Here is a 25,272-nt window from a genome sequence, read left to right as displayed (position 1 = left end):
TTGCGATGAAGGTTAAGTAAAAAGGCTCCTTGCGGAGCCTTTTCTGTTAGCGTATTTCCTCTGCTACGCCGACCGGCTGGTTCTCATCCTGATCAACGGCGAAGCAGGCGATCTGTTGCTCGCCGTAGCGCTTCAGCTTCGGCTGTAGCTGCACGCAGGTGCCGAAACGACGACGGCAGCGCGCGTTAAAGGCGCAGCCCGGCGGCGGATTAAGCGGGCTGGGCAGTTCGCCCGTTAGCTTGATACGTTCGCGCCGGTCGTCTGGATTAAGACGCGGCGTAGCCGACAGCAGCGCCTGAGTATAAGGGTGGCGCGGATTGTTAAAAATCGCCTCTTTGCTGCCTTTCTCAACGCAGCGCCCCAGATACATTACCATCACCTCATCGGCGATATGCTCTACCACCGAGAGATCGTGCGAGATAAAGACGTAAGAGAGTCCCATCTCCTGCTGCAAATCCATCATCAGGTTAAGCACCTGCGCGCGCACCGAAACGTCCAGCGCCGACACCGGTTCATCGGCGATCAGCACGTCAGGCTCCAGCATCAGTCCCCGTGCGATAGCAATACGCTGACGCTGACCGCCTGAGAACATATGCGGGTAGCGATCGTAATGCTCGGTCTTCAGACCGACCTTCGCCATCATCTCCAGCGTCTTCTCTTTGCGTTCCGCTTTACTCAGCGCGGTGTTGATCAGCAGCGGCTCTTCAAGAATCTGACTGATTTTTTTACGCGGATTGAGCGAACCGTAGGGGTTCTGGAAAACAATCTGGATTTTCTGGCGACGCAGCTTCTGCGCCTGAGGATCGTGCTTCAGCAAATCCTGGCCGTGCCAGTAAAGCTGGCCTTCGGTCGGGGTTTCAATCATGGTCAGCAGGCGGCCCAGCGTCGATTTGCCGCAGCCGGACTCGCCGACCACCGCCAGCGTTTTGCCGCGCTCCAGATTAAAGGAGACGCCGTCCAGCGCTTTCACCATGCGCTGCTGACCAAACAGGCCCTTTTTCACCGGATAGTGTTTTTTCAGGTCTATTGCCTGTAGCAGATAATCCTGCTTTGTATTCTCAAGACTCATAGGTCGGTCTCCCGGCATCATCCAGCGGATAGTGACATTTGGACTGACGCCCCGGAATGTCGCGAAGGGCAGGTTCTTCTTTACGGCAGCGATCGGTGGCGTAGGGGCAGCGCGGATTAAGCAGACAGCCGAGCGGGCGGTCATATTTGCCCGGCACCACTCCCGGCAGCGACGCCAGACGCGCCTTATCAGCGGCAAATTCAGGCAGCGCGCGCAGCAGCGCCTGGGTGTAAGGATGGCGCGGCGCCTTAAAGATGTCACTCGCCTTGCCGCTCTCCACCACCTGACCGGCATACATCACGATAATGTGCTGCGCGGCTTCCGCCACCAGCGCCAGATCGTGCGTAATCAGGATCAGCGCCATGTTCTCCTGCTTTTGCAGGTCGAGCAGCAGCTCGATAATTTGCGCCTGAATGGTAACGTCCAGCGCCGTAGTCGGCTCATCGGCGATGAGCAGCTTAGGCCGACAGGCAATAGCCATAGCGATCATCACGCGCTGGCTCATACCGCCTGATAGCTGGTGCGGATAAACGTCCAGACGCGATGCCGGATCCGGAATCCCGACCTGGGTCAGCAGATCGATGGCGCGCTGGCGACGGGTGCGACGGTTGCCGCCCTGATGCACTTTAATCGCTTCCATTATCTGATAGCCGACCGTATAGCACGGATTCAGGCTGGTCATGGGGTCCTGAAAAATCATCGCCACTTCCGCGCCGACCAGCTGGCGGCGCTCTTTTTCAGAGATGCGCGTCAGGTCGCGCTGGTTAAACTCCAGCTTCTCCGCCATCACCTTACCGGGGAAATCGATCAGGCCCATAATCGCCAGCGAGCTGACCGATTTACCGGAGCCGGACTCACCGACGATCCCCACGACCTGACCCTGCTCAACCTGATAGCTGATGCGGTCAACCGCGCGGAACGGTGTCTTATCGTCGCCGAAATGCACCGATAATTTATCTACATTTAATAACGCCATCTCGGTGCCTCTTACTGCTTGAGTTTCGGGTCGAGGGCGTCGCGTAAACCGTCGCCCATCAGGTTGAACGCCAGCACGGTGAGCAGGATAGTCAGTCCAGGGAACGTAACGACCCACCAGGCGCTTTGCGCATACTGCAACACGTCGGAGAGCATCGTGCCCCACTCTGGTGTCGGCGGTTGCGCACCCATACCGAGAAAACCTAACGCCGCCATATCCAGAATGGCGTTGGAGAAGCCCAGCGATGCCTGCACGATCAGCGGCGCCAGGCAATTAGGCAGAATATTGACGAACATCTGACGCAGCGTACCCGCGCCCGCTACGCTGGACGCGGTCACATAGTCGCGGTTTACCTCCACCAGCACCGCCGCGCGGGTCAGGCGGATATAGTGCGGCAGCGCGACGAAGGTCAGCGCAATAGAGGCATTGACAATCGACGGGCCGAAAATGGCGACCAGCACCAGCGCCAGCAGCAGGCTCGGCAGCGCCAGCATAATGTCCACCAGACGCATAATAGTGGCGTCAATGGCGCCGCCCAGATAGCCCGCCATCAAACCGAAAATAACGCCGAGGATCAGCGACAGCACCACCACCAGACAGCCTACCAGCAGCGACAGACGCGCGCCGTACATCAGGCGCGACAGCACGTCGCGGCCAACGTCATCGGTACCCAGGATATAGCTCCAGCTGCCGCCTTCCTGCCAGACCGGCGGATGCAGCAGCGCATCGCGGAACTGCTCCGCCGGCGCATGCGGGGCCAGCACGCCGGCGAAAATGGCGATCAGCAGCATCAGCACTACATAGACCAGGCCGACGACCGCGCCTTTGTTGCGTTTAAAGTAGTGCCAGAACTCCTGAACAGGGGTCATCGGCTTAGGTGCAGCGGGTACGCTTGCGGGATCAACAACAGACATGATCGCCCCTTATTTCTTGTGTCGTATGCGCGGATTGACCACGCCATAGAGCAGATCAACCAGCAGGTTGACCAGGATAATCAGGATCGCCACCAGCAGCACGCCGCCCTGCACCACCGGATAATCACGGCGTTGCAGCGCTTCAATCAGCCAGCGACCAAGACCCGGCCAGGAGAAGATGGTTTCCGTCAGGATCGCGCCCGCCAGCAGCGTGCCGACCTGGAGACCAATCACCGTGACCACCGGCAGCATGGCGTTGCGCAGCGCATGAATGACGATAACGCGCCCGCGCGTCAGCCCTTTGGCGCGCGCGGTGCGGATGTAATCCTCGCCCAGCACTTCCAGCATCGCCGAACGCGTCATACGCACGATGACCGCCAGCGGAATGGTGCCGAGTACGATAGCAGGCAGGATCATGTGCATGACGGCATCTTTAAAGTCGCCCGGCTCGCCCCAGAACAGCGTGTCGATCAGCATAAAGCCGGTCAGCGGATTGCTGTCATCCAGAAACACGGTATCGCTGACGCGCCCGGAGACCGGCGTCAGGTTAAGCTGCACCGACACCAGCATGATCAACATGATGCCCCACCAGAAAATCGGCATTGAATAGCCGGTCAGGGAGATGCCGACCGCCGTGTGGTCGAAGATGGAGCCGCGTTTTACCGCCGCGATGACGCCGACCGGAATGCCGACGGCAACGGCGAAGATCATGGCGCAAATGCCCAGTTCCAGCGTGGCCTTGAAGCGCGGTACGAACTCATCCCATACCGGGATGCGGCTTTTGAGCGACATGCCCAGATCGCCATGCAGCACGCCGTAAATGTAATTGACGTACTGTTTCCACAGCGGCTGATCGAGACCAAAGGCCGCCATCAGCTGAGCGTGACGTTCCGGAGAGATCCCACGCTCGCCCGCCATGATCAGCACCGGATCGCCGGGGATCAAATGGACGAACGCGAAGGTCAACAGGGTAATACCGATAAAAGTCGGGATGACAAGTCCCAGACGTCGGAGTATGAATTGCAGCATAAGCCGGATTCTCAGTCTTTTCCCGCCGTTATCGGCGCGGGATTTATTGCTCACAACTCGCGTCCGGGCAGAGCTTCGGACGCGACGCAAAGTGCGTTTAACCGTCATCCTTTACTGCGCAGGCGCGGTAGCGCTTACCGCCTCTGCGCTAAATGCCAGAGACTGGTCGGCTCGTCGCCTTCCTGCAACGCAAAGATGTTGGGTGTAATTCGAAGAAGTTAGCCGAAAAAGCGGGTGTCCGAGCGGGCCTGCGCCCGCTCAGGGGGCCGAACAGATCGGCCCCGACCGCAGGAATTATTCCTGGATATCGACGTTTTCGAAGTGATGTTTACCTAACGGATCGACCACGTAGCCAGAGACTTTTTTGCTTACCGGCTCATACACCGTGGAGTGCGCAATAATCAGCGCCGGTGCCTGGTCGTGCATGACGACCTGAGCCTGCTTGTAAAGCTCGATACGTTTGTTGTGGTCTGCTTCCGCACGCGCAGGCTGGATCAGATCTTCAAACGGCTTATAGCACCAGCGTGAATAGTTGGAGCCATCTTTTGCCGCCGCGCAGCTGAACAGCGTCGCGAAGAAGTTATCCGGATCCCCGTTGTCGCCGGTCCAGCCCATCATGACTGACTGGTGCTCGCCCGCTTTCGCGCGCTTCAGGTACTCGCCCCATTCGTAGGTAACGATTTTGGCTTTCACGCCGATTTTCGCCCAGTCAGCCTGAACCATCTCCGCCATACGGCGTGCGTTCGGGTTGTACGGACGCTGAACCGGCATGGCCCACAGATCGATAGAGAAGCCATCCGGCAGGCCTGCTTCTTTCAACAGCGCTTTCGCTTTCTCCGGATCGTAGGCGTAATCCTTAATGGCGTCGTTGTAGCCCCACATGGTTGGCGGGATCAGGTTCTTCGCGGCCTGGCCTGCGCCCTGATAAACGGCATCGATGATAGCCTGTTTATTGACCGCCATGGTCAGCGCCTGACGCACCTTCACGTTATCCATCGGCTTTTTCTCGGTGTTAAACGAGAGGTAGCCAACGTTTAGGCCTGGTTGCTCCATCAGGTTGATTTTGGTGTCTTTCTTCATGCTGGCGATGTCGGCCGGGTTCGGATACGGCATGACCTGGCACTCGCCCTTCTGCAACTTGGCGTAACGCACGGAGGCATCTGGCGTGATGGAGAACACCAGGCGGTCGATCTTCGGCTTAGTGCCCCAGAAATCCGGGTTAGCTTTGTACAGGATGCGGGAGTCTTTCTGGTACTGTTGCAGCACAAACGGGCCGGTGCCGACCGGATTCAGGTCCAGCTTCTCTGGCGTGCCGGCTTTCTGCATGTTGTCGGCATACTCTTTTGACAGAATGGACGCGAAGTCCATGCCCAGGTCAGCAAGGAACGGCGCTTCCGGGCGCGTCAGAGTGAAGCGCACGGTATAGTCATCGACCTTCTCGATTTTACTGATCAGCTTCGGCATATCCATGCCTTCGAAGTATTCGTAGCTGCCGCCAGACACGTTGTGGAAGCTGTTGTTTTTGTCCAGCTGACGCTCGAACGAGAACACGACGTCGTCGGCGTTAAATTCACGCGTCGGCTTGAAATCTTTGGTGGTCTGCCACTTCACACCTTTGCGCAGGTGGAAGGTATAGGTTTTGCCGTCTTCGCTAACGTCCCATTTTTCCGCCAGACCCGGCTGCAATTCGGTGGTGCCCGTTTTGAACTCAACCAGACGGTTATAGATCGGCACAGAGCTGGCATCATAAGTCGTGCCTGAGGTAAACAGCTGCGGGTTAAAGCCTTCCGGTGAGCCTTCTGAACAGTAAACGAGGGTTTTTGCCTGAACACCGGCGGCGACGGTCATAGCAATCAGGCTCAGACCGACCTTCAGCATCCTGGATTTGGCCAGGGAGTTGATCATGCTTTTGCTCCATTGTGATGTGTTGTTGTGTGTATTGCCCGACCTCTGTTTTTTTTATGCGGTTCAGGCAGACCACTGACGTGGTCGAAAGTGCGGAGCGGTCTTGTTGTGTTTTTCCGACGCCGTGGAATCTGCCGGATCACGCCGCTTCTGCAACTCTATTGACGCATCAATTTGTCAACAGTTGCAATGAACGTCAATACAGCCGCCAGTTATTTACACAGAGTGTGAGGAGAAGCAAGCAACAGTAAAAAAAAGCTTTTTACGTCGTTTCCCAGATATTGCACAAGGCTTTTATCTTCCACCCCCTATATCTCTCTGAGCATGGCGATAAATAACAGTGATTTTCACCGCTAAAAAACATGTGTGGTTACCCGATAAATGATGAATATCTGAACGATTTAGCGTGCGTTATCGCGTCCAGGCAGTGAAAAATGCTGGATAACAGGCATAAGAAATCGACATGAAGATAAAAAACGTCATAAGAAAAATGCGTTGCGAAATAAGCGTCTGAGCCTGATACAGCAGGCCTTATTAACGGAAAAAAGGGAATAATCGGACGGCCAGGAGTCAGACAAAAGCAAAGCTGGATTTCAGGAAGTTTCGTAGAAATAGAGATTAACCTGGACGTCTGAAAATGGCTGCCATTTTACCCGCAAACGGGTGCGGTTTTCTTTTCCAGCAGATCTTTTGCGCCTTACAAAAAAACTTATGCGAATAACGTTTTTTCTTTTTATTACGGCGCTTAAATTTATTACGCGGATAAACAGACGGAAGCGCAAAGCCTCGCGCGTCAGAGACAAAAACGTCGGGAGCGTTTTCGAACAATGCAGCGCGCTGGCTCGTTTACGGGCGCGCCTTATAGACGAGGCGCATCTGTGCGGGCCGGCGAGCATGGATGTCTGAGCGACGTTGCGAACCGTCTATGCTGCGCGCGTGAGCGTTCAACTTACAGCAGCACTTTTCAGCAGGCGAAAAAAAACCTGCTTTAACAAGCAGGTTTTCTAAACTGGTCGGTGAGAGAGGATGACGCTTGTCGGCGACAAGCGCCCTGCGGGCCGTTGCTGCGCAACCTTGTCTCGCTGGCGCTCGACTCAAACCTCCTTCGGAGGTTCTCATCCTCTTTTTCTACAGGCGAAAAAAAACCTGCTTTAACAAGCAGGTTTTCTGAATCTGGTCAGTGAGAGAGGATGACGCTTGTCGGCGACAAGCGCCCTGCGGGCCGTTGCTGCGCAACGTTGTCTCGCTGGCGCTCGACTCAAACCTCCTTCGGAGGTTCTCATCCTCTTTTTCTACAGGCGAAAAAAAACCTGCTTTAACAAGCAGGTTTTCTGAATCTGGTCGGTGAGAGAGGATTCGAACCTCCGACCCCTTCGTCCCGAACGAAGTGCGCTACCAGGCTGCGCCACTCACCGATGGGGGCGCATGTTACTGCGCCGATTTCTAAGCGTCAACCGCTTTTTTACCATTCAACCGCGATCGCCTGGAAAGCAATCTAACGACAAAATTCTCTCGCCGCTCAGCCAGTTCCAGCACCGGTTACAGCGTGCCGGCATGGGATGAAGCCGGCGCCTGACACCAGTTATTCGCCGCCTTAATGCCGCCGTTCGGCGACGTATAACCCAGACAGCCCAGAATCGAATCGAACAACTCAACGTGACGATGCGTCTTGCCGACGCGCTGCTGCGCCTGCAAACGTTCGAACCTGGCGCGATTAGTGTTATCAGCCAGATACTTATCCGACGCCCATACCATCATCGGCACACGGAACTGCTCCGGCGGCGCCAGCTCGCGCGGCGTACCGTGCAGGTGGGTATTCTCGCTGATTGACTCGCCGTGATCGGCGGCATAGAACACAATGGCTTTCTTGTCGCGCAGCTGATCCAGCACGCTGTCGAGCATAGTATCCACGTACAGAACCGAGTTATCATAAGCGTTGATCAACTGCGCCTTGCTACAGGTCTCATCGACGCCCATACACTCCGGCTGATAGCGCGCAAAGCTGCGCGGATAACGCTGCGAATAAAGATAATGCGACCCCTTGGTATGCAGCACCACCAGATGCTTGCCGTGCGGGTAGCGATCCAGCGACGCCTTCAACTCAGGCACTAACAGCATATCATCGACCGACTTGCCTGCGTTGCGCGGCTCTGAGCCAATCTGCTCGCGGAAGGCGAAGTTGTTCACCTCGGCATTATCGTAAAACCACACTTCGCTCTGCATCGCGAATAGCTCAGAGGAGAAGCCCAGCTCTTTCATAACGGCAAAAATATTCTTCTCTTTCAGCGTGCGGCCTGGGGTCTCCTCCGTGCCGCCTTCACGCACAAACATGCAGCGCAGCGACAGCTTGGTCGCGGTATCGCAAGACTCACCGCGGAACGCCACCAGATTCTTCTCTTTGGAAAGCTTCGGCGTGGTATCACGGTCGTAACCCAGCATCCCCATATGGTCCCAGCGCGTGGTCTCGCCAATTACAAACACCACATAGGTATCATCAATGCCGGGCGGTGCCACATAGGTAAATTTCTTTGCCGGATCGAGCAGCTCCTGACTGTCCAGCGTCTCATCGATACGCGTCCAGGCAAACAGCCCTACCGCCGCCAGCCAGTTCGACGGCAGATAAGAGTGCGCCACTACGCCGCCATAGCTTGGCAGGTCGATATTAGTAATCTCTTCATTGGCCTTTTGCAGCTTGTCGAAATAGCGAATCGGCAGCCACACCAGCGCCACGCACAGCAACAGCAGCAATATCGGCTTCAGACGCTGTCCCGGCGTGCGCAGCTGCTCGATAAGCGTCTGGCTGAGGTTGTTACGCCAGATCATCAACAGCGGCAGCGCGCTGACCGCAACCATCCACAGCACAAAGTGCAGGCCGACCACCTCTTTTGACAGATCGACGTCCGTGGTCATCACCGACGCCACAATGCCGTAGCCGATTACCACGTTGAAAAACGCCATGTAATAGGCCGCCGCGACAGAAATCAGCACCAGCAGCGTGGCCAGAATACGATAAAAACGCTTGCCGCCCAGTGACAGCAGACGCATCAGGAAAAAGGTCAGCACGACGATTGCCATAACTTCAGTGACGGCCGTCAGCCAGTTAGTCAGGGTGGATTTGGTTAAAAAGCCGTCAAAGCGACGGTAAAAGATCGGCAAATTCAGCAAAATGCCGATGTATAACGCCAGCAGCAACGACAGTTTTTGCTGCGTTATCGTCTTTATATAATTCATCTTAAAGGTGTTTCCCGGGGCTGGAGCAGAATATTGAACGCTATTGTGACTATCGCAACGTAGAAGAGTTCGCTTTTTCAGCGCAAAAACGCAGCGATTACTTGATCAACAGGAACAATCTGAGCGGGGGTGGATGGCTCTTTCACGAAGCGGCACAGTAGAACATAAATTAACCAGACTGACCAGTAAAGAGAGAGGCGAGGAGCACGACGGGCAAAAAATAACGGACCCGCGCAGGGGTCCGCAAAACTTAACGAATAATATTCAGCGTCACGTCGATATTGTTGCGCGTCGCGTTAGAGTACGGGCAAACGATATGCGCGGCATCAACCAGCTTCTGGGCTTCCGCTGCGTCCATCTCCGGCAGATGAATATTCAGCTTCGCCTCGATGCCGAAACCGTCCGGAATCGGACCGATGCCAACTTCGCCTTCAATCCACGCGTCTTTCGGCATCGCGATTTTGTCGCGACCGGCTACGAATTTCATCGCGCCGAGGAAACAGGCAGAGTAACCGGCAGCAAAAAGCTGCTCCGGGTTAGTGACTTCGCCGCCTGCGCCGCCCATCTCTTTCGGCACGCCCAGCTTCACATCCAGCACGCCGTCAGAAGAGGTCGCACGGCCATCACGACCGCCGGTTGCTTTGGCTTTTGCGGTATACACAACTTTTTCTAAAGACATAACTTCCTCTCTGTATTATGCGATTTAATCGTACACGATTAATAAAAGTGTAGCAGGTGTTACAGCGGGCGCGAACGCCCGGTAAATCATTAACGCGATCGGTTTAAATTATCGCGCAGTAAATCAAGCTCGTTCTTAAGCGCCAGCAGCGTGTCGTCGTCACAGGCGGTTGCGCACTGGATCGCTTCTGGAATAGCGCTTGCCCGGCTTTGCAGCGCACGGCCCTGCTCTGTCAGCGTAACCACAACCTGACGCTCGTCCTGACGCGAGCGCTGGCGATGAATAAGCCCTGCGCTCTCCAGTCGCTTCAGCAGCGGCGTCAGCGTGGCGGAATCGAGAAACAGCTGCTCGCCGATTTCAGACACGGTGAGATCGTCTTTTGCCCAGAGCACCAGCATCACCAGATATTGTGGATAGGTGATATCGAGCTGCGACAGCAGCTGCCGATACACTTTGTTCATCGCCAGGTTAGCAGAATAGAGCGCGAAACAAAGCTGTTGATCGACCAATAGTGGCGTCGTCTTCACTTTTTTGTCATTTTGATTACTGTTCATGGAAGTGAATATAAATAGCGCGCTAGATAATTGCAAGCAACTTTTCACACGAGGGTTTTTGCATGCTGGAATCTCTGGAAGAGCAGGCACGACGCTATGCGACACGCGCTCATGCTGAAGCCGGTCAACGGCGAAAATATACTGACGAACCCTATATCGTTCATCCGGCGGCCGTTGCGGAACTGGTACGCAGCGTTAGCGCGGACGATGCGCTGCTGGCGACAGCCTGGCTGCACGATACGGTGGAAGATACAGACACCACGCTGAACGATATCGAGGTCCATTTTGGTCCCCGCGTGGCGCAGCTGGTTGAAATGCTCACCGACTGCGCCCAGCCGCAGGCCAAAAACCGCGCGGCGCGTAAGCTGGCGCATTTTCGCCATACTGCCAGCGCCTCGCCCGAAGCGCAAACCATTAAACTGGCTGACATTATCGATAATACGCGCGCTATCGTGCGTTTCGATCCCCATTTCGCGCGTGTTTATCTGGTCGAGAAGCGTATTCAGATTGGTCTGCTGAAGCAGGGAGATGCGCAGCTGTGGCAGCAGGCGAGCACCATTATCGAACAGGGCATTATCCAGTTGAGCGAACCGCCCTACAGCGTGCCGGAAAGCTGGTTCGTCAGACAGGCGGCGAAATATAGCGGCCTGAGTTAAAAAAAAACCCGCCATTGGCGGGTTCTCTTTTTTTCTTTTTTTAGTCCAGTAACTGCCGTCCGAGGTAGGGGTTGGCATGCAGCAATTTCATCAGTTTTTGCGCCGTTGCAGAAGGACGTGTCCGGCGCGCTTCCCAGCTCTTCACTGAGGAGACGCTGACGCCCATTACTTTGGCGAATTCATCGACTTTCATACCGGTTAGTTCACGCAGGCGCTGCGGCTCTGGCATGGCGGGCTGAAGCTGAATTTCAGTTGTGGCAGGTGTTGCATCACGTGTTAAAACAATCTGCTCAAGGCTGCTGAGCAATTCAAAAACAGGATCTTTTACTTCCATAGAGAACTCCTTAAAACTCACTATGAATCACGTGAAAGTAGAGGTAAAACCAATTGGTTCACACACCGGTTATGGCAGGCTGCATCCCGCAAGGGTTTATGGTTTTTGTTAGTAAAACCCTTAAGGGACACAGCCTGATTTGCACCGTCTGATTAAGTTGTTTATCTAATGCAACATATCGTCGGGATTCTAAGTATGGATAGAGACCTGACTATTTGCCGCGTGAATGTTGATTATTTTTTTGGCGAAAAATCACCTTTCCGCTATAAGCAAAACAACCCATTGATCGCTAACGGCTAACCTGCCGCGCCTCGCTTAAAAAAAGCGCAAAAATTGCAAAAAATGCGCATCGTTTACACTGCTACAGTAGCGCTGCCCGCCTAAAAAACAGGCAAAATTCGCGCCAATCTGCAAAACCTATGCTTTTTTCCTGTTTCATCTCACGGTCAGATTGCAGCAGGATGACAACTGCACCGCCGCGGCGCACCTTCCTGGCGCAGCTGCTCTTTGCTAAGGATACGGAAATGCATTCAGAGTATGATTTTCACGCCAGCTACCCGTCGCATCGGGTGCCGATGATGGGCCATAACGCTGTCGCGACCTCTCAGCCGCTGGCCGCTCAGGCCGGTCTGCGCATGTTGCAGCAAGGGGGAAACGCCGCTGACGCGGCCATCGCGACGGCGATGGCGCTTACCGTACTGGAGCCGACCGGCAACGGCATCGGCAGCGACGCTTTCGCCATTATCTGGGATGGAAAAGAGCTGCATGGCCTGAACGCCTCTGGCCGCGCGCCCGCAGCCTGGCATCCCGATCGTTTTGTCGGCCGCAGCCGTATGCCGGAAATCGGCTGGGAAGCCGTGATCGTGCCGGGCGCAGTCTCCGCATGGGTCGCGCTGGCCGAGCGTTTTGGCACCCTGCCGCTGACCACCCTGGCGCAGCCGGCTATCGACTATGCGCGCAACGGCTTTCCGGTTTCGCCGCTGATCGCCGAACTCTGGCAGCGCGGCTACGACAAGCTCCAGCATCAGCCGGGTTTTCGCGAGTGCTTTGCGCCGGACGGCCGCCCGCCGCGCGCGGGTGAACTGTTCCGCAATCCGGCGCAGGCGGCAACGCTGCAAAAAATCGCCGCAAGCCGAGGCGAAAGCTTTTATCGCGGCGAACTGGCGGAAAAAATTGTCGCCTTCGCCCGCCAGCACAACGCCGCGCTGACGCGGGAAGATTTGCATAATCACCGCCCCGACTGGGTTAAGGTGCTGTCGCAGCCGTTTGCGGGCGGTTCGGTGCAGGAGCTGCCGCCTAATGGCCAGGGCATCGCCACGCTGATTGCGCTGGGCATTCTTGAGCAACTCGACATTGGCCGCTATCAGCCCGACTCCCTGCCCTGGCTACACCTTTCTATTGAGGCGATGAAGCTGGCGCTGGTCGATCTGGAGCGTTATATCAGCGATGAAGATCATCTGGAGTTTCCGGCGGAACAGCTGCTGAGCGAGAGCTATTTACGCCAGCGCGCGGCGCTAATCGATCCTGAACGCGCAGGCGATTTTACCTTTGGCGAGCCGCAGCAGAGCGGCACCGTCTACCTCAGCACCGCTGACGCCAGCGGCATGATGGTCTCGTTTATTCAGTCAAACTTTATGGGTTTCGGCTCAGGCGTGGTCGTGCCTGAGACCGGCATTAGTTTGCAAAACCGCGGCGCGGGCTTCTCGCTCGATCCCGCGCATCCTAATGTGGTGGCAGGCGGCAAGCGCCCTTTCCATACCATTATCCCGGCCTTTGCGCTCGACGCGCAGGGCGCGCCGCTGATGTCCTTTGGCGTCATGGGCGGCCCGATGCAGGCGCAGGGCCATCTACAGCTGGCGCTGCGTATTATGCTGCATAAGCAGAATCCGCAGGCGGCGATCGACGCGCCGCGCTGGCGTGTGGTTCAGGGACGCCATGTGGTGTTTGAGGCATCGCTGGAGCGCAATACGCTGGCGGCGCTGCGTCGGCTGGGCCATCAGGTCACGCTGGAAGATCCGCTTCAGGGCTACAACTTTGGCGGAGCGCAGGCGATCGTGCGCGACCCGCAAGGCTTTTATATCGCCGCGACGGAGAGCAGAAAAGATGGTCAGGCGGTGGTGTTTTAAGAGGGCGGCGGGCAGCCGCGAGGCGGCCCGGCAACAACATCAGGCGGCGGCGATAACCGGACGCACGCCCAGCGTATGGCAAATGGCGTAGCTCATCTCCGCGCGGTTCAGCGTATAGAAGTGGAAATCTTTCACCCCTTCGCGCGACAGGATTTTGACCATGTCCATCGCAATATTGGCACCGACCATTTTGCGCGTCTCCGCATCGTCATCCAGCCCCTCGAACATCGCATTCATCCAGCCCGGCACGCGTACATTCGTCATGGTGGCGAAGCGCGTGAGCTGTTTGAAGTTGGATACCGGCAGGATGCCCGGCACGATCTCCACGTCGATACCTGTCGCCACGCAGCGATCGCGAAAACGCAGGTAGCTTTCCACATCAAAGAAAAACTGGGTAATGGCGCGGCTGGCACCCGCATCGATTTTGCGCTTCAGGTTAATCAGATCGGCCTGCGCGCTCTTTGCTTCCGGATGCACCTCCGGATAGGCGGCCACAGAAATATCAAAATCCCCCACCTCTTTTAGCAGGGAAACCAGATCGCAGGCATACATATCGGGTTTGCCGCTGCTCGCAGGCAGATCGCCGCGCAGCGCCACGATATGACGAATGCCGCTGTTCCAGTAATCCTGAGCAATGGCGCGCAGCTCTGCGCGCGAGGCGTCGATACAGGTCAGGTGCGGCGCGGCTTCCAGACCGGTACGCTCTTTAATGCCTTTAATAATGCTATGGGTCCGGTCACGCTCGCCAGAGTTTGCGCCATAGGTCACGGAGACAAACTTTGGCTTCAGGCTGCTGAGGCGATCGATGGAGTGCCACAGGGTCTCTTCCATTTCACTGGTGCGGGGCGGAAAAAATTCAAATGACACATTAATTTGCCCGTTCAGCTCTGCCAGGCTCTGATTCAGCGCTTCGCGCTGGTTGGCATGAAAGAAACTCATCCTGCGTACCTCGTTAAAACGTCGGTTAAAAAGCTGCCTGCGAACATCCATACGTTTAGACGTCCAGATGCACAAAATGAACCAATCTTATGAGGGCGTCAACTGAAAAGTGATAAAGAGGCGTGACAAAAATTCAAACAAGATGAGGGAAATTCATACGAAGCAAAAAGGCAGGCTGAGCGCCTGTCACGAGGACAGGCGCCAGAAAAATTACAGCAGCTGGGCAAGTCGATGAATATCCGACTGAATGGCGCCCGCCGTCACGTCGCGCCCTGCGCCTGGTCCACGGATAACCAGCGGATTGTCGCGATACCAGCGGCTCTCGATCGCGAAGACGTTATCGCACGGCAACAGCGCCGCCAGCGGATGCTCCGGGCGCACCGCTTCAACCCCTACGCGCGCTTTACCGCTGGCGTCAAAACGCGCGACGTAGCGCAGCACCAGCCCCATCTCCTGCGCCGCTTCCAGCCGTTGCAGCATCTGATCATTGAGCGCGTCGCCATGCTCGAAGAAATCGTCGATCGAGCCTTCTTCGCAGCCCGCCGGCACCAGCGATTCAACGCGGACCTGTTCCGGCTCGATGTTATAGCCCGCCTCACGCGCCAGAATCACCAGCTTGCGCTTCACGTCCTGGCCCGACAGATCAACACGCGGATCCGGTTCGGTTAATCCCTGCTGCCACGCCTGGTCTACCAGCTCGGTAAAAGGCACCGTGCCGTCGAACTGCAAAAACAGCCAGGAGAGCGTGCCGGAGAAGATCCCGCTGATGGCTAAAATCGTATCGCCGCTGTCACGCAGATCGCGCACCGTGTAGTTGATGGGTAAACCTGCGCCCACCGTCGCGTTATACAGCCAGTGACGGCCGGTTTTCGCAAACGCATCGCGGATTTGACGCCAGGTCTGGCTGTCAGAGGCGCCCGCGACTTTATTGGCGCTAATCACGTGGAAACCGTGGCTGGCAAAATCAAGATACTGCTGCGCCAGCGGCGTGCTGGCGGTCACGTCAAGCACTACCAGATCGTCGAACGGGTGAGCGCGCATCCACAGGAACAGCGACTCTTCGTCGCGCGCTTCCGCTTCGTCGTCAAAGAAGGCCAGCGCGCGGCTGGCATCAAGGCCCTCATAGCTCAGCAGGCTACGCTGGCTGTCCGCCACGCCCGCGAGCACATATTCAAAACCGGTACGCGCCGAGAGCGCTTCCTGCTCGCGCGCAAACAGCTCCAGCCAGCGCGAACCGATATTACCTTTACCGAACAGCATCAGGCCGATGCGCTTTTCCGCCCGGAACAGGGACTGATGCAGCCCCTGAATCAGCGACTGCGTCGGACCGACGCGCAGCACCGCCACCAGACTGATATGATCTTCCGACTGCCAGACGAACTCGACCGGCTGATCCTGAATCTCCTGCCAGAAGCGATGGCTGTGCAGCGGATTGCGCGTCACGCCCGCGCCCACCAGCGCCACCATCGCCAGACCTTCGCGCAGTTGCAGATGCGCCGGCAGGCCTGCATCCTGGAGCAGCTGGAACACGCTGTTGACCACTTCCGAGGTATAGCAGAGTTGCAGTAGCTGACGATCAGGGTGTACGCCGGTCGCCAGCGGCCGCAGCTGCGCGCGCGTAAGATGCTGCTCGACCTCTTTATGCAGCGCGACGAAATCATGCTGCTCCGGTACCTGTACTTCAATCAGGCAGACGTCATCATGGCTGGTGACGATACGCGCGCCGGTGCCGGAGGCCAGTACGCGTTCGATGCGCGTCGACCCCTGCTCCGGCTGATAGCTACAGCGCAGCTGGAGATCGATGTCGCTGCCGGAAACCGGCTGCAAGGTACGGGTATGCAGCACGGGCGCCGCAAGACGCGCCAGCTCGCTGGCTTCGTCGAGACGCAGCAGCGGCAGCAGACAGGCGTCGGACACTTTGCGCGGATCGGCGCTGTATACCCCGGCGACGTCGCTCCAGATGGTGACGCGGCTGACGCCAGCCAGCGCGCCAATCTGCGTCGCAGAGTAGTCCGAACCATTGCGACCCAGCAAAACCGTTTCGCCCGCGTCGTTGCGGCTGATAAAGCCGGTGACCACGATGCGCTGGTGCGGATGCTGCGCCAGCAGGGTTTGCAGCAGCGGCCAGGATTTCCCCTCATCGACCTGCGGCTGAGCGGCGCGTTCGGCGCGCAGAAAGTCGCGCGCGTCAAGCCAGCAGGCATCAATATCGCGCTGGCTCAGCACCGCCGCCATCAGCCGCGCCGACCACACTTCGCCGTGACCGACCACTTCGGCGTAGATCGCATCGTTGATAGCGCCGTCCAGCAGCGCCGCCAGTTTTTCCAGATCGCGAATAAAAGAGGCGGTGAGGGGTTCAGCATATTCAGCAGGCAGCAGCGCAGCGATCAGCTCGCTGTGATAGCGCCGTAAAGACTGTTGCACCTGATGCGCCGCCAGGCGATCGCTCTGGCTGAGCTTTAGCCAGCTAATCAGCTGGTTGGTCGTCGAGCCAGCCGCTGACACCACCATTAAATCACCGGGCCGACTGTAGTCCGCCATAATGGTGGCGACGCGCTGATAGCAGCGCGCATCCGCCAGGCTGCTGCCGCCAAATTTATGCAACTGTTTACTGTCTGGCGTTGCCGCGCCTGCTGAAATCGTCATCTTTAACCCTCAGATGCCGTCCGGAATGCATTGTCCAGATCGGCTATTAAATCTTCGTGATCCTCAATACCCACAGAAACACGCAGCAGAGTTTCGGAAATACCCGCCGCTGCGCGCGCCTCTGCGGACATGCCTGCATGTGTCATGGTCGCGGTGTGGGAAATCAGGCTTTCGACGCCACCGAGCGACTCCGCCAGCGTAAACAGCTGTAGCGCTTTTAGAAAACGACGCAGCAGCGCTTCGTCGCCGTCCAGCTCAAAACTCAGCATCGCGCCAAAGCCCCGCTGCTGACGCACGGCATATTCATGCCCGGCATTTTCCGGCAAGGAGGGATGATACAGCTTTTTCACCAGCGGTTGCTGTTGCAGATATTCCACAATTGCCAGCGCGTTGCGCTGCGCCGCAGCCATACGCGGGGCCAGCGTCCGCAGACCGCGCAGCAGCAGATAACTGTCGAAAGCCGCGCCGGTAACGCCGATATTATTGGCCCACCAGGCAAGCTCGGTCGCCAGCGCCGGGTCTTTGGCGATCACCGCTCCCGCGACCACGTCGGAATGGCCGTTAAGGTATTTGGTACAGGAATGAATCACCAGGTCCGCGCCCAGCGCCAGCGGATTTTGCAGCGCCGGACTCAGGAAGGTATTGTCGACTACGCTGACCGCGCCCGCGCTGCGCGCCGCCTCGCAAATAGCGGCGATGTCTACCACGCGCAGCAAGGGATTGCTTGGGCTTTCCACCAGCACCAGCTTCGGTTTTTCCGCCAGCGCCGCCTCCAGCGCGGCACGGTCGCCCTGGTCGACGAATTTCACGCGGTAGGCGCCGCGCTTCGCAAGGCTGTCAAACAGGCGATAGCTGCCGCCGTAGCAGTCATGCGGCGCAACAAGCAGATCGCCAGGCTTCAGGAACACTGTCGTCACCAGATGAATGGCCGACATGCCGGTATTCGTTAACACCGCGCCGGCGCCCCCTTCCAGTTCCGCCAGCGCGCGCTGTACCACATCGCGCGTCGGGTTGCCGCGGCGTGAATAATCGTGCGCGCGCGGCTCGTTGAAATCCAGGAAGTTATAGGTGCTGGAGAGATGAATCGGTGGGACAACACAGCCATATTGCTCGTCATCATTCAAACCGCTGCGAACTGCGATGGTTGCCTGTTTACGCGTCATGGTGCATTCCATTCCTGAAAAGATTAACAAAGAGGCAACAGAATAACACCCCACGATTAGACGTCAATACATCTGGACATCTAAATGTCTTTGCGTATAGATTGAGCAGAAAGGCTTTACCCGCTAAAATTATCCCCTGATTGCCTGCGTTCTGTGCCCTTTTCATGCTCAGAATGAAGAAACCCAGCAGTTCAACAGGTCAGGCACGGTAAAATCGGGCATAATCCACGGATTTCCCCACTTTTAACTTTTATTGATTAAGGTAACCCATGGCTGAATGGAACGGCGAATATATCAGCCCTTACGCTGAACACGGTAAGAAGAGTGAGCAGGTCAAAAAGATCACAGTTTCTATCCCATTGAGCGTGCTGAAGATTTTAACGGATGAGCGTACTCGTCGTCAGGTCAACAACCTGCGTCACGCGACAAATAGCGAACTGCTGTGCGAAGCCTTTTTACACGCCTTTACCGGACAGCCTCTGCCTGACGACGTCGATCTGCGCAAAGAGCGTAGCGATGAAATCCCGGAAGAAGCGAAAAAGATCATGCGTGAAAAGGGCGTCAATCCCGATACCTGGGAGTATTAATTTTTCCGTCCTGGCGGCAGATTATCATTTGAGAACCTGCCGCCAATATAAGATCTGCTAATAATAATAATTCTATCCAGCGAAAATAAATCTATTTTCCAGTGCCGACTTAAATTTAACATATAGACCAAAATTAAAAACAAAACAAAATACGCCTCTATTGTTCGCGCAATGCAAAATAAGTAAACTCCAGCGCTAAATTATTCTACTGGCGCAACACATGGAAAAATATTTAAACACAAGGAGTGTTAGCTTTGTTTTTGCCCTTAGCTTTTTCCTGATAAATTCAGCATCCGGCGCGGAAAAAAACTCATCTGACAATAAAAGTTCCGTGCTAAATGATCAATCAATCCGTCAGGTTGAGCAGGATAAAATTCGTCAAAAAGCCTTGCAGAGTCAAAATACCAACAATCGTTCAACTCAGCAAGAAGCAAATAAAAGCCGTATCTTTTTTCCCAGCGAATCGCCTTGTTATCCGATAGAGGAGGTCACCTGGACACAAGATAGTGCTTCATTACATTTAAAAAGCCTGAGCTATTTTACTCATCAGGCACAGGGGAAATGTCTGGGCGTAAACGGCATAAGATTACTTGCCAACACTTTGCAAAATGAAATTATTCGACTTGGCTATATTACTACACGAGTTAATTTGCCTCAGCAGGATTTAAAAAGCCAGAGGTTAAGGTTTGATATCGTTGCTGGCAAAGTAGGGAAAATTCAGCTGACAGAGAGCAGCCCGGATTATATCAACCTGAAAACGACGCTGCCCCTGCGCGAAGGCGACGTATTAAATATTAGCGAACTTGAGCAGGGGAGCTTTAATTTACGGCGAACGCCAGGAAGCGAGGTGAAAATCGATGTTGTTCCAGGCGAAGAACAGGGTCAGAGCAATATCGTAATCGACCGCCATCAGGACAAACGCTGGCAGGTTAGCGCCTGGGCTAACGATGCAGGCAGCAAAACGACCGGCCGCTATCAGGGCGGAGCAGCGCTTTATCTTTATAATATGACGTCGCTTAATGACACCCTGCTCTTCTCTGCTGGTCGCGCTTTAGCCCCGCGCAATAAGCCAGAAGGTAGCGATAACCGTGCGATTGGCTACTCTGTGCCCGTTGGCTTCTGGTGGCTGGACCTTTATGCGAGTCAGAGCAGTTATCAGCAACATATTCAGGGCACGCTGTCAGACTGGATGCTTAACAATAAAAACAGTTACTACAGTGCTCAGATAAATCGCCTTCTGTCTCACACCGTTCATCAGCAAACCACTGGCGGATTACAACTATTTAATGCGAAAACGCACTATTATTATAACGATTACGAACTTGCCAGCATGCAGAAAAAGAGTGCAGGCTGGAAACTGATCGTTGAACATCAGCGCTATTTTAACAATGCTATTGTTTCTGGCACGTTAAGCTATCAAAAACGCATGCCGTGGTTTAACAGTGGCAACACTGTTGAGCAAAAAAACGGATTAATCAGCAGCGAAGGGCGGATAATCAATCTGGATATTAAAGCAGCTGTTAATTTTACGCTCTACGGCCAAAATTTTAACTACTCTCCTTATTTAAAATTACAGCTGTCGCCTGACACGCTTTCTTCGCTGGATCGAATGGCGTCAGGCAATCGTTGGAGCGTACGTGGCTTTGATGGTGAATATAGTTTACAGGACAACCAGGGATGGTTCCTGCGTAATGATATCAACTGGATTCCGGACGGAAAAGACTATCAGCCTTATACAGGCATAGATATAGGTCAGACATGGGGCCACTACAACCAGCAGTATTATTCTGGAAATACATTAATCGGTAGCGTTCTCGGCGTACGTGGGGAAATTTTTAAAACCGGTTATGATTTTTTTGCCGGATTGCCATTGTACAAACCTGAAGGATTTATAACTGATCCTCTGACGCTAGGGTTTTCGCTGCAATGGAAATATTAACAGAGGAGATTATCAGAGCACATTTCAACTATCTGTTTTCATGGAATAACATCTAAAACATTAAAGGAAAAACAATGAGACGCTATAAATTTAACGCACTATTCCTGGCGACGTCAGTCATGCTATCGCATGCCGTATTTGCTACCCCTTCTACCTATACTCATGCCAACGGTTCTACGGTTGTTAACATTAACAACGCCGATGCTAACGGCCTTTCACATAACATGTGGACGGACTTCAACGTTAATAACAAGGGCATGGTGCTGAATAACAGCCTCAACGATCTGGTGCGGGAAAACGGCGACATTGCTAAGAATGGCAACCTGACAGCTGCGGCAAAGGTGATCCTGAACGAGGTCATCTCCAATAAAGCCAGCCAGCTTAATGGTGCGATTGAGGTCGCCGGTCAGACTGCCGATGTGATTGTTGCCAACCCAAATGGCATTACCTGTAAAGGCTGTAGCTTCATTAATGCCAGCCGCGCGACCTTGACTACTGGCAAGCCGGTCTTTACCGATGGCGCATTAACCAGCTTCAACGTGCAGAAAGGAACAATCACCCTGAATGGGTTAACCAACGCGCAGAGCTACACCGATATTTTAGCCGAAAGCATCAAGATTAACGGCCAGCTCCAGACCGGCTCGTTAAAGGCGATCGCAGGTAAATATAGTTATGACACCACTACCGGCACGGCCGTCGCTGATGGCTCATCCTCTAATAAAGTCGGTATTGATATCAGCGCGCTGGGAGGCGTAACCGCTGGGGTGATCCAGCTACAGACCACTAAAGCAGGGTTGGGCGTCAATAACAACGGCATCCTGTCAGCCGATGCTATTCAAATTTCATCGAATGGGGTACTGAATAATAAAGGCACCCTGGCAGGCAAAACGTTGCTCGTCTCCACCGCGAACAAATTCAGCAACAGCGGGTCGCTGGAAGGAAACACGATTCAACTGGTTTCGGCGCATGAGCTACACAACACAGGCACAATAAAGGCCAGCTCAGCCCTTTACGCCGCCAGTGCGGGCCAGATTACCAATGAAGGGACAATAAAGGGTTCGTCTTTAAATCAGCTGATCTCTTATGCGGGAGATATTTCGAATAGCGGCACCATTAGCTCAGAGGGTACGGTTTATCTTATGAGTGGTTTTGCGCCCGTTACCAGCAATGGTTATGCCCCTTATGCCGATACCAGCATCAGCAATAATGGTAAAGGCGTGATTATGGCGACGAACGGCGTAACCATGAAGGCGGTGAAATCTATTAATCTCAATTCAGGCAATCTTTTGTCACAGGGAGAGTCCTATCTGACCGCCAGCGAGATTAATAATCGCATGACCGTTGACGCTGAAAACCTGACGCTGTACTCGAATGATTTCGTTAACTCAGGGAAGATAACCGCCACCGGCCAGCTGACCGTCACCGGTATTGACAGCATCACTAATACTGGAGTATTGAAAGGCGAAAATTTAACGTTGAACACTAATGGCAAGTTAAATACTCAATTCTGTAAGCTGTGGATAGTTTGCCAGCCAGGTACGCTCTCTGCCGAGTCAACGCTGCAAATCAACGCGCCTGCGATTACCAGCATTAACAATATTGGCGGCAACGTGGTTGCGCCGATTCTTGAGCTGAACAAATCCAGCATCTAACGATCTCTGTTGCCGGCGCTCACCGCGTCGGCATTTTATTTTATAAAAGGCAGTAAGCAGGAAGAGAGCGTTCAGGGAATTTCAAGAAAGAAAGCAGGAAGAGATTGAAGCAGAATGGGGAAGAGAGAGAGCGGAATGGCCCTGACGAGCCATTCCGTTTTGAAAACTTATTTTTTAACGCCCGGCACGCTGAAACGCTTGTTGAAGCGGTCAACACGGCCACCGGTTGCAACTTCACGCTGCTTGCCGGTATAGAACGGGTGGCATTTACCACAAACGTCCAGGTTCATGTCGTGTGCCATAGTAGAGCGAGTGTGGATCACGTTACCGCAGGTGCAAGTGATGGTCACAGCTTCGTATTTCGGGTGAATACCTTGTTTCATGGGAGAACCTCATAAAAGGCCGTGTCGCTCTCCGTGCCAGGCTAAAACCTGCACAGCACCACACGCGGTTGAACATTAATGTTTAGGCTCTGGCGAGAGCTTTCTCACCAAAGGCGGCATACTATACAGAAAATAACCGCTTTACGCAAATCCTCTGCAAGATACCCGCTGGTCGCGCCAGCGTGTACACTAGGCGTCCCGCTATGACCCATTGACCGGAAAGAGATCGCCATGCCCGTCGTTCAGGTTGCCCTGCCCGTTCCGCTACCTCGTCTGTTTGACTATCTGCCGCCGCACGGCGCGCAGCCGGTCACAGGCGGGCGCGTCAGCGTACCCTTTGGCAATCGTAAAATGATCGGTATCGTGGTGGGTTTTCGCGCGCAGAGCGACCTGCCGGAATCACAGCTCAAGCGCGTCGCCGACGTGCTGGACAGCGAATCGCTCTTTCCGTCTTCCCTGTGGCGTCTGCTTAACTGGGCGGCAGGCTATTATCACTCTCCCGCTGGCGAAGTGCTGAGCCATGCGCTGCCGGTTCTGCTGCGTCAGGGGAAACCGGCGCAGGAGGCGCCGCTGTGGCAGTGGGCCATTACCGAACAGGGCCAGGCCACCGCGCCGGAAAGCCTGAAGCGCGCGCCAAAGCAGCAGCAGGCGCTGGCCGCGCTGCGTCAGCAGCCGCTCTACCGCCATCAGGTCGCCGACCAGGATCTTACCGAGACGGCATTGCAGGCGCTGCGCGCCAAAGGATTATGCGATCTGCGCGAACACCAGCCGCAGCGGCAGGACTGGCGCGCAACCTTTGCGATAAAAGGCGAGCGTTTGCGGCTCAACACCGATCAGGCGATGGCCGTCGGCGCGATCCGCAGTGAAGATGAGCAGTATGCCGCCTGGCTGCTGGCGGGCATTACCGGTTCTGGCAAAACCGAAGTCTATCTGAGCGTGCTGGAGAATGTGCTGGCGCGCGGCAAACAGGCGCTGGTGCTGGTGCCCGAAATCGGCCTGACGCCGCAGACGATCGCCCGCTTCCGCGAGCGCTTTGACGCGCCCGTCGACGTGCTGCACTCCGCGCTCAACGACAGCGAACGCCTTGCCGTCTGGCTGCGCGCGCGCCAGGGCGAAAACGCCATTATTATCGGCACGCGCTCTGCGCTGTTCACGCCGCTGGCGCGCCCTGGCGTCATCATTATTGATGAAGAGCATGACAGCTCGTATAAACAGCAGGAGGGCTGGCGCTATCAGGCCCGTGACCTGGCGGTGTTTCGCGCGCGTGAAGAAAATATCCCGATCGTCATGGGTTCCGCGACCCCCGCGCTGGAGACGCTGCACAACGTGCGCAGCGGCAAATACCGCCAGCTTGATCTGACGAAGCGCGCCGGCAATGCGCGGCCGGCGCTGCAACAGCTGGTCGATCTTAAAGGCCAGCAGCTTATCGGCGGGCTGGCGCCGGCGCTGATCGGCAAAATGCGTCAGCATTTGCAGGCGGATAATCAGGTTCTGCTGTTCCTGAACCGTCGCGGCTACTCGCCCGCGCTGCTCTGTCACGACTGCGGCTGGATTGCGGAGTGTCAGCGCTGCGAACGTTACTACACCCTGCATCAGCAGCAGCGCCAGCTACGCTGCCACCACTGCGACAGCCAGCGTCCGCTGCCTAATCAGTGTCCGCAGTGCGGCTCTACGCACCTGCTGCCGGTTGGCGTCGGCACGGAACAGCTGGAGCAGCAGCTCGGCACGCTGTTCCCCGGCGTGCCGGTCTCGCGCATCGATCGCGACACCACCAGCCGTAAAGGCGCGCTGGAGCAGCATCTGGCCGACGTGCATCGCGGCGGCGCGCGCATTCTGGTCGGCACGCAAATGCTGGCTAAAGGCCACCACTTTCCCGACGTGACGCTGGTGTCGCTGCTGGACGTGGACGGCGCGCTCTTCTCCGCCGATTTTCGCGCCGCCGAACGCTTCGCGCAGCTTTATACCCAGGTCGCGGGCCGCGCGGGCCGCGCCGGGAAACAGGGCGAAGTGCTGCTGCAAACCCACCATCCGGAACACCCGCTGCTACAGACGCTGCTGCATCAGGGGTATTTCGCGTTTGCCCAACAGACGCTGCTGGAGCGTCAGTCGGTGCGGCTGCCCCCCTGGACCAGCCACGCGCTGTTTCGCGCTGAAGATCACGATAATCAGCAGGCTGCCGAATTTTTGCAGCAGCTGCGCAATTTACTCGACGCCAGCCCGCTCAAGGATAGCGCCATGTGGCTGATGGGTCCGGTTCCGGCGTTGCAGCCGAAGCGCGGAGGACGCTGGCGCTGGCAGCTGCTGGTGCAGCACGCGTCGCGTAAACGCCTGCAGCAGCTGCTCAGTAGCTCGCTGCCGTTGATTGCCACCCTGCCCGCCGCGCGCAAAGTCAAATGGACGCTGGATATTGACCCCACCGAGAGCTGAGCCTGCGAGCCAGATCGAAAAAAGTCGCACAAGTCACAATTTTTATGCAAATTAAGTAACAAC

General features: G+C 55.7%; 19 protein-coding genes, 1 tRNA gene and 2 other RNA genes. 6 read left to right on the top strand and 16 right to left on the bottom strand.

What is annotated here, in order from left to right; translation table 11 throughout:
* Window positions 1-46 precede the first annotated feature (46 nt).
* The 11 genes from dppF to BBB56_RS11270 form a co-directional block, all read right to left on the bottom strand.
* A complete protein-coding gene (gene dppF / locus BBB56_RS11325) occupies window positions 47-1,069 on the bottom strand; it encodes a dipeptide ABC transporter ATP-binding subunit DppF (protein ID WP_123801060.1) in 1,023 nt (340 codons plus the stop codon).
* Complete coding sequence (dppD, locus tag BBB56_RS11320) at window positions 1,059-2,045, bottom strand: dipeptide ABC transporter ATP-binding protein (RefSeq protein ID WP_123801059.1); 987 nt, start codon at window positions 2,043-2,045, stop codon at window positions 1,059-1,061. The genes dppF and dppD overlap by 11 nt, the downstream gene beginning before the upstream one ends.
* Window positions 2,046-2,056: 11 nt before the next feature.
* The gene (dppC, locus tag BBB56_RS11315; RefSeq protein WP_123801058.1) at window positions 2,057-2,959 is read right to left on the bottom strand and encodes a dipeptide ABC transporter permease DppC; all 903 of its coding nucleotides are present in this window, start codon (window positions 2,957-2,959) and stop codon (window positions 2,057-2,059) included.
* A 9-nt stretch (window positions 2,960-2,968) separates the two neighbouring features.
* Window positions 2,969-3,988, bottom strand: a complete 1,020-nt coding sequence (gene dppB / locus BBB56_RS11310) for a dipeptide ABC transporter permease DppB (RefSeq protein ID WP_123801057.1) — start codon at window positions 3,986-3,988, stop codon at window positions 2,969-2,971.
* Window positions 3,989-4,282: 294 nt separating this feature from the next.
* Window positions 4,283-5,893 (bottom strand): dipeptide ABC transporter periplasmic-binding protein DppA, encoded by a 1,611-nt coding sequence (gene dppA, locus BBB56_RS11305; RefSeq protein ID WP_123801056.1) that lies wholly within the window; start codon window positions 5,891-5,893, stop codon window positions 4,283-4,285.
* 1,010 nt (window positions 5,894-6,903) lie between these two features.
* Window positions 6,904-7,033: non-coding RNA, RtT sRNA (locus BBB56_RS11295), on the bottom strand.
* A 34-nt stretch (window positions 7,034-7,067) separates the two neighbouring features.
* Window positions 7,068-7,197, bottom strand: a non-coding RNA gene (locus BBB56_RS11290) — RtT sRNA.
* A gap of 34 nt (window positions 7,198-7,231) precedes the next feature.
* Window positions 7,232-7,308: transfer RNA gene (locus tag BBB56_RS11285), tRNA-Pro, on the bottom strand.
* 124 nt (window positions 7,309-7,432) lie between these two features.
* Window positions 7,433-9,124: a kdo(2)-lipid A phosphoethanolamine 7''-transferase gene (eptB, locus tag BBB56_RS11280; protein WP_123801054.1), complete on the bottom strand. Its 1,692-nt coding sequence runs from the start codon at window positions 9,122-9,124 to the stop codon at window positions 7,433-7,435.
* Between the two features lie 250 nt (window positions 9,125-9,374).
* Window positions 9,375-9,803 (bottom strand): organic hydroperoxide resistance protein, encoded by a 429-nt coding sequence (locus BBB56_RS11275; RefSeq protein WP_123801053.1) that lies wholly within the window; start codon window positions 9,801-9,803, stop codon window positions 9,375-9,377.
* A gap of 89 nt (window positions 9,804-9,892) precedes the next feature.
* Window positions 9,893-10,357, bottom strand: coding sequence for a MarR family winged helix-turn-helix transcriptional regulator (locus BBB56_RS11270; RefSeq protein WP_123801052.1), 465 nt, complete (start codon window positions 10,355-10,357; stop codon window positions 9,893-9,895).
* Window positions 10,358-10,419: 62 nt separating this feature from the next.
* Between BBB56_RS11270 and BBB56_RS11265 the strand changes: the two genes are divergently transcribed.
* The gene (locus tag BBB56_RS11265) at window positions 10,420-11,013 is read left to right on the top strand and encodes an HD domain-containing protein (RefSeq protein ID WP_123801051.1); all 594 of its coding nucleotides are present in this window, start codon (window positions 10,420-10,422) and stop codon (window positions 11,011-11,013) included.
* A 40-nt stretch (window positions 11,014-11,053) separates the two neighbouring features.
* Here the strand turns inward: BBB56_RS11265 and BBB56_RS11260 are convergent, their stop codons facing one another.
* Window positions 11,054-11,347: an HTH-type transcriptional regulator gene (locus tag BBB56_RS11260; protein ID WP_033754453.1), complete on the bottom strand. Its 294-nt coding sequence runs from the start codon at window positions 11,345-11,347 to the stop codon at window positions 11,054-11,056.
* Window positions 11,348-11,871: 524 nt separating this feature from the next.
* Here BBB56_RS11260 and BBB56_RS11255 point away from each other — a divergent pair.
* Window positions 11,872-13,473 (top strand): gamma-glutamyltransferase family protein, encoded by a 1,602-nt coding sequence (locus BBB56_RS11255; protein WP_123801050.1) that lies wholly within the window; start codon window positions 11,872-11,874, stop codon window positions 13,471-13,473.
* A 39-nt stretch (window positions 13,474-13,512) separates the two neighbouring features.
* Here BBB56_RS11255 and metF read toward each other — a convergent pair whose 3' ends face one another.
* The 3 genes from metF to metB form a co-directional block, all read right to left on the bottom strand.
* On the bottom strand, window positions 13,513-14,412 hold the full coding sequence (gene metF, locus BBB56_RS11250; RefSeq protein WP_123801049.1) for a methylenetetrahydrofolate reductase: 900 nt from the start codon (window positions 14,410-14,412) through the stop codon (window positions 13,513-13,515).
* Between the two features lie 210 nt (window positions 14,413-14,622).
* A complete protein-coding gene (locus BBB56_RS11245; protein WP_123801048.1) occupies window positions 14,623-17,058 on the bottom strand; it encodes a bifunctional aspartate kinase/homoserine dehydrogenase II in 2,436 nt (811 codons plus the stop codon).
* Between the two features lie 2 nt (window positions 17,059-17,060).
* A complete protein-coding gene (gene metB, locus BBB56_RS11240) occupies window positions 17,061-18,221 on the bottom strand; it encodes a cystathionine gamma-synthase (RefSeq protein WP_123801047.1) in 1,161 nt (386 codons plus the stop codon).
* A 269-nt stretch (window positions 18,222-18,490) separates the two neighbouring features.
* Here metB and metJ point away from each other — a divergent pair, with 269 nt between their 5' ends.
* The 3 genes from metJ to BBB56_RS11225 all read left to right on the top strand — a co-directional run bounded on the left by metJ (window position 18,491) and on the right by BBB56_RS11225 (window position 22,399).
* Complete coding sequence (gene metJ, locus BBB56_RS11235) at window positions 18,491-18,808, top strand: met regulon transcriptional regulator MetJ (RefSeq protein WP_123801046.1); 318 nt, start codon at window positions 18,491-18,493, stop codon at window positions 18,806-18,808.
* Window positions 18,809-19,028: 220 nt separating this feature from the next.
* Window positions 19,029-20,747: a ShlB/FhaC/HecB family hemolysin secretion/activation protein gene (locus BBB56_RS11230; protein ID WP_123801045.1), complete on the top strand. Its 1,719-nt coding sequence runs from the start codon at window positions 19,029-19,031 to the stop codon at window positions 20,745-20,747.
* Window positions 20,748-20,821: 74 nt separating this feature from the next.
* Window positions 20,822-22,399 (top strand): filamentous hemagglutinin N-terminal domain-containing protein, encoded by a 1,578-nt coding sequence (locus BBB56_RS11225; RefSeq protein WP_123801044.1) that lies wholly within the window; start codon window positions 20,822-20,824, stop codon window positions 22,397-22,399.
* A 167-nt stretch (window positions 22,400-22,566) separates the two neighbouring features.
* On the opposite strand, the gene rpmE is transcribed toward BBB56_RS11225, so the two are convergent.
* Window positions 22,567-22,782: a 50S ribosomal protein L31 gene (gene rpmE / locus BBB56_RS11220; RefSeq protein ID WP_123801043.1), complete on the bottom strand. Its 216-nt coding sequence runs from the start codon at window positions 22,780-22,782 to the stop codon at window positions 22,567-22,569.
* A gap of 231 nt (window positions 22,783-23,013) precedes the next feature.
* Between rpmE and priA the strand changes: the two genes are divergently transcribed.
* Window positions 23,014-25,209: a primosomal protein N' gene (gene priA / locus BBB56_RS11215; RefSeq protein ID WP_123801042.1), complete on the top strand. Its 2,196-nt coding sequence runs from the start codon at window positions 23,014-23,016 to the stop codon at window positions 25,207-25,209.
* Window positions 25,210-25,272: the final 63 nt, after the last annotated feature.

This window comes from Candidatus Pantoea deserta (assembly GCF_003813865.1).
GTDB lineage: Bacteria > Pseudomonadota > Gammaproteobacteria > Enterobacterales > Enterobacteriaceae > Pantoea > Pantoea deserta.
Note: the sequence above shows the minus strand (reverse complement) of the source record. Positions and strands in the feature narration are given on the sequence as shown.

Coding starts and splice junctions, on each gene's coding strand:
- dppF (WP_123801060.1), bottom strand. CDS start 1,069: ATGAGTCTTGAGAATACAAAGCAGGATTATCTGCTACAGGCAATAGAC.
- dppD (WP_123801059.1), bottom strand. CDS start 2,045: ATGGCGTTATTAAATGTAGATAAATTATCGGTGCATTTCGGCGACGAT.
- dppC (WP_123801058.1), bottom strand. CDS start 2,959: ATGTCTGTTGTTGATCCCGCAAGCGTACCCGCTGCACCTAAGCCGATG.
- dppB (WP_123801057.1), bottom strand. CDS start 3,988: ATGCTGCAATTCATACTCCGACGTCTGGGACTTGTCATCCCGACTTTT.
- dppA (WP_123801056.1), bottom strand. CDS start 5,893: ATGATCAACTCCCTGGCCAAATCCAGGATGCTGAAGGTCGGTCTGAGC.
- eptB (WP_123801054.1), bottom strand. CDS start 9,124: ATGAATTATATAAAGACGATAACGCAGCAAAAACTGTCGTTGCTGCTG.
- BBB56_RS11275 (WP_123801053.1), bottom strand. CDS start 9,803: ATGTCTTTAGAAAAAGTTGTGTATACCGCAAAAGCCAAAGCAACCGGC.
- BBB56_RS11270 (WP_123801052.1), bottom strand. CDS start 10,357: ATGAACAGTAATCAAAATGACAAAAAAGTGAAGACGACGCCACTATTG.
- BBB56_RS11265 (WP_123801051.1), top strand. CDS start 10,420: ATGCTGGAATCTCTGGAAGAGCAGGCACGACGCTATGCGACACGCGCT.
- BBB56_RS11260 (WP_033754453.1), bottom strand. CDS start 11,347: ATGGAAGTAAAAGATCCTGTTTTTGAATTGCTCAGCAGCCTTGAGCAG.
- BBB56_RS11255 (WP_123801050.1), top strand. CDS start 11,872: ATGCATTCAGAGTATGATTTTCACGCCAGCTACCCGTCGCATCGGGTG.
- metF (WP_123801049.1), bottom strand. CDS start 14,412: ATGAGTTTCTTTCATGCCAACCAGCGCGAAGCGCTGAATCAGAGCCTG.
- BBB56_RS11245 (WP_123801048.1), bottom strand. CDS start 17,058: ATGACGATTTCAGCAGGCGCGGCAACGCCAGACAGTAAACAGTTGCAT.
- metB (WP_123801047.1), bottom strand. CDS start 18,221: ATGACGCGTAAACAGGCAACCATCGCAGTTCGCAGCGGTTTGAATGAT.
- metJ (WP_123801046.1), top strand. CDS start 18,491: ATGGCTGAATGGAACGGCGAATATATCAGCCCTTACGCTGAACACGGT.
- BBB56_RS11230 (WP_123801045.1), top strand. CDS start 19,029: ATGGAAAAATATTTAAACACAAGGAGTGTTAGCTTTGTTTTTGCCCTT.
- BBB56_RS11225 (WP_123801044.1), top strand. CDS start 20,822: ATGAGACGCTATAAATTTAACGCACTATTCCTGGCGACGTCAGTCATG.
- rpmE (WP_123801043.1), bottom strand. CDS start 22,782: ATGAAACAAGGTATTCACCCGAAATACGAAGCTGTGACCATCACTTGC.
- priA (WP_123801042.1), top strand. CDS start 23,014: ATGCCCGTCGTTCAGGTTGCCCTGCCCGTTCCGCTACCTCGTCTGTTT.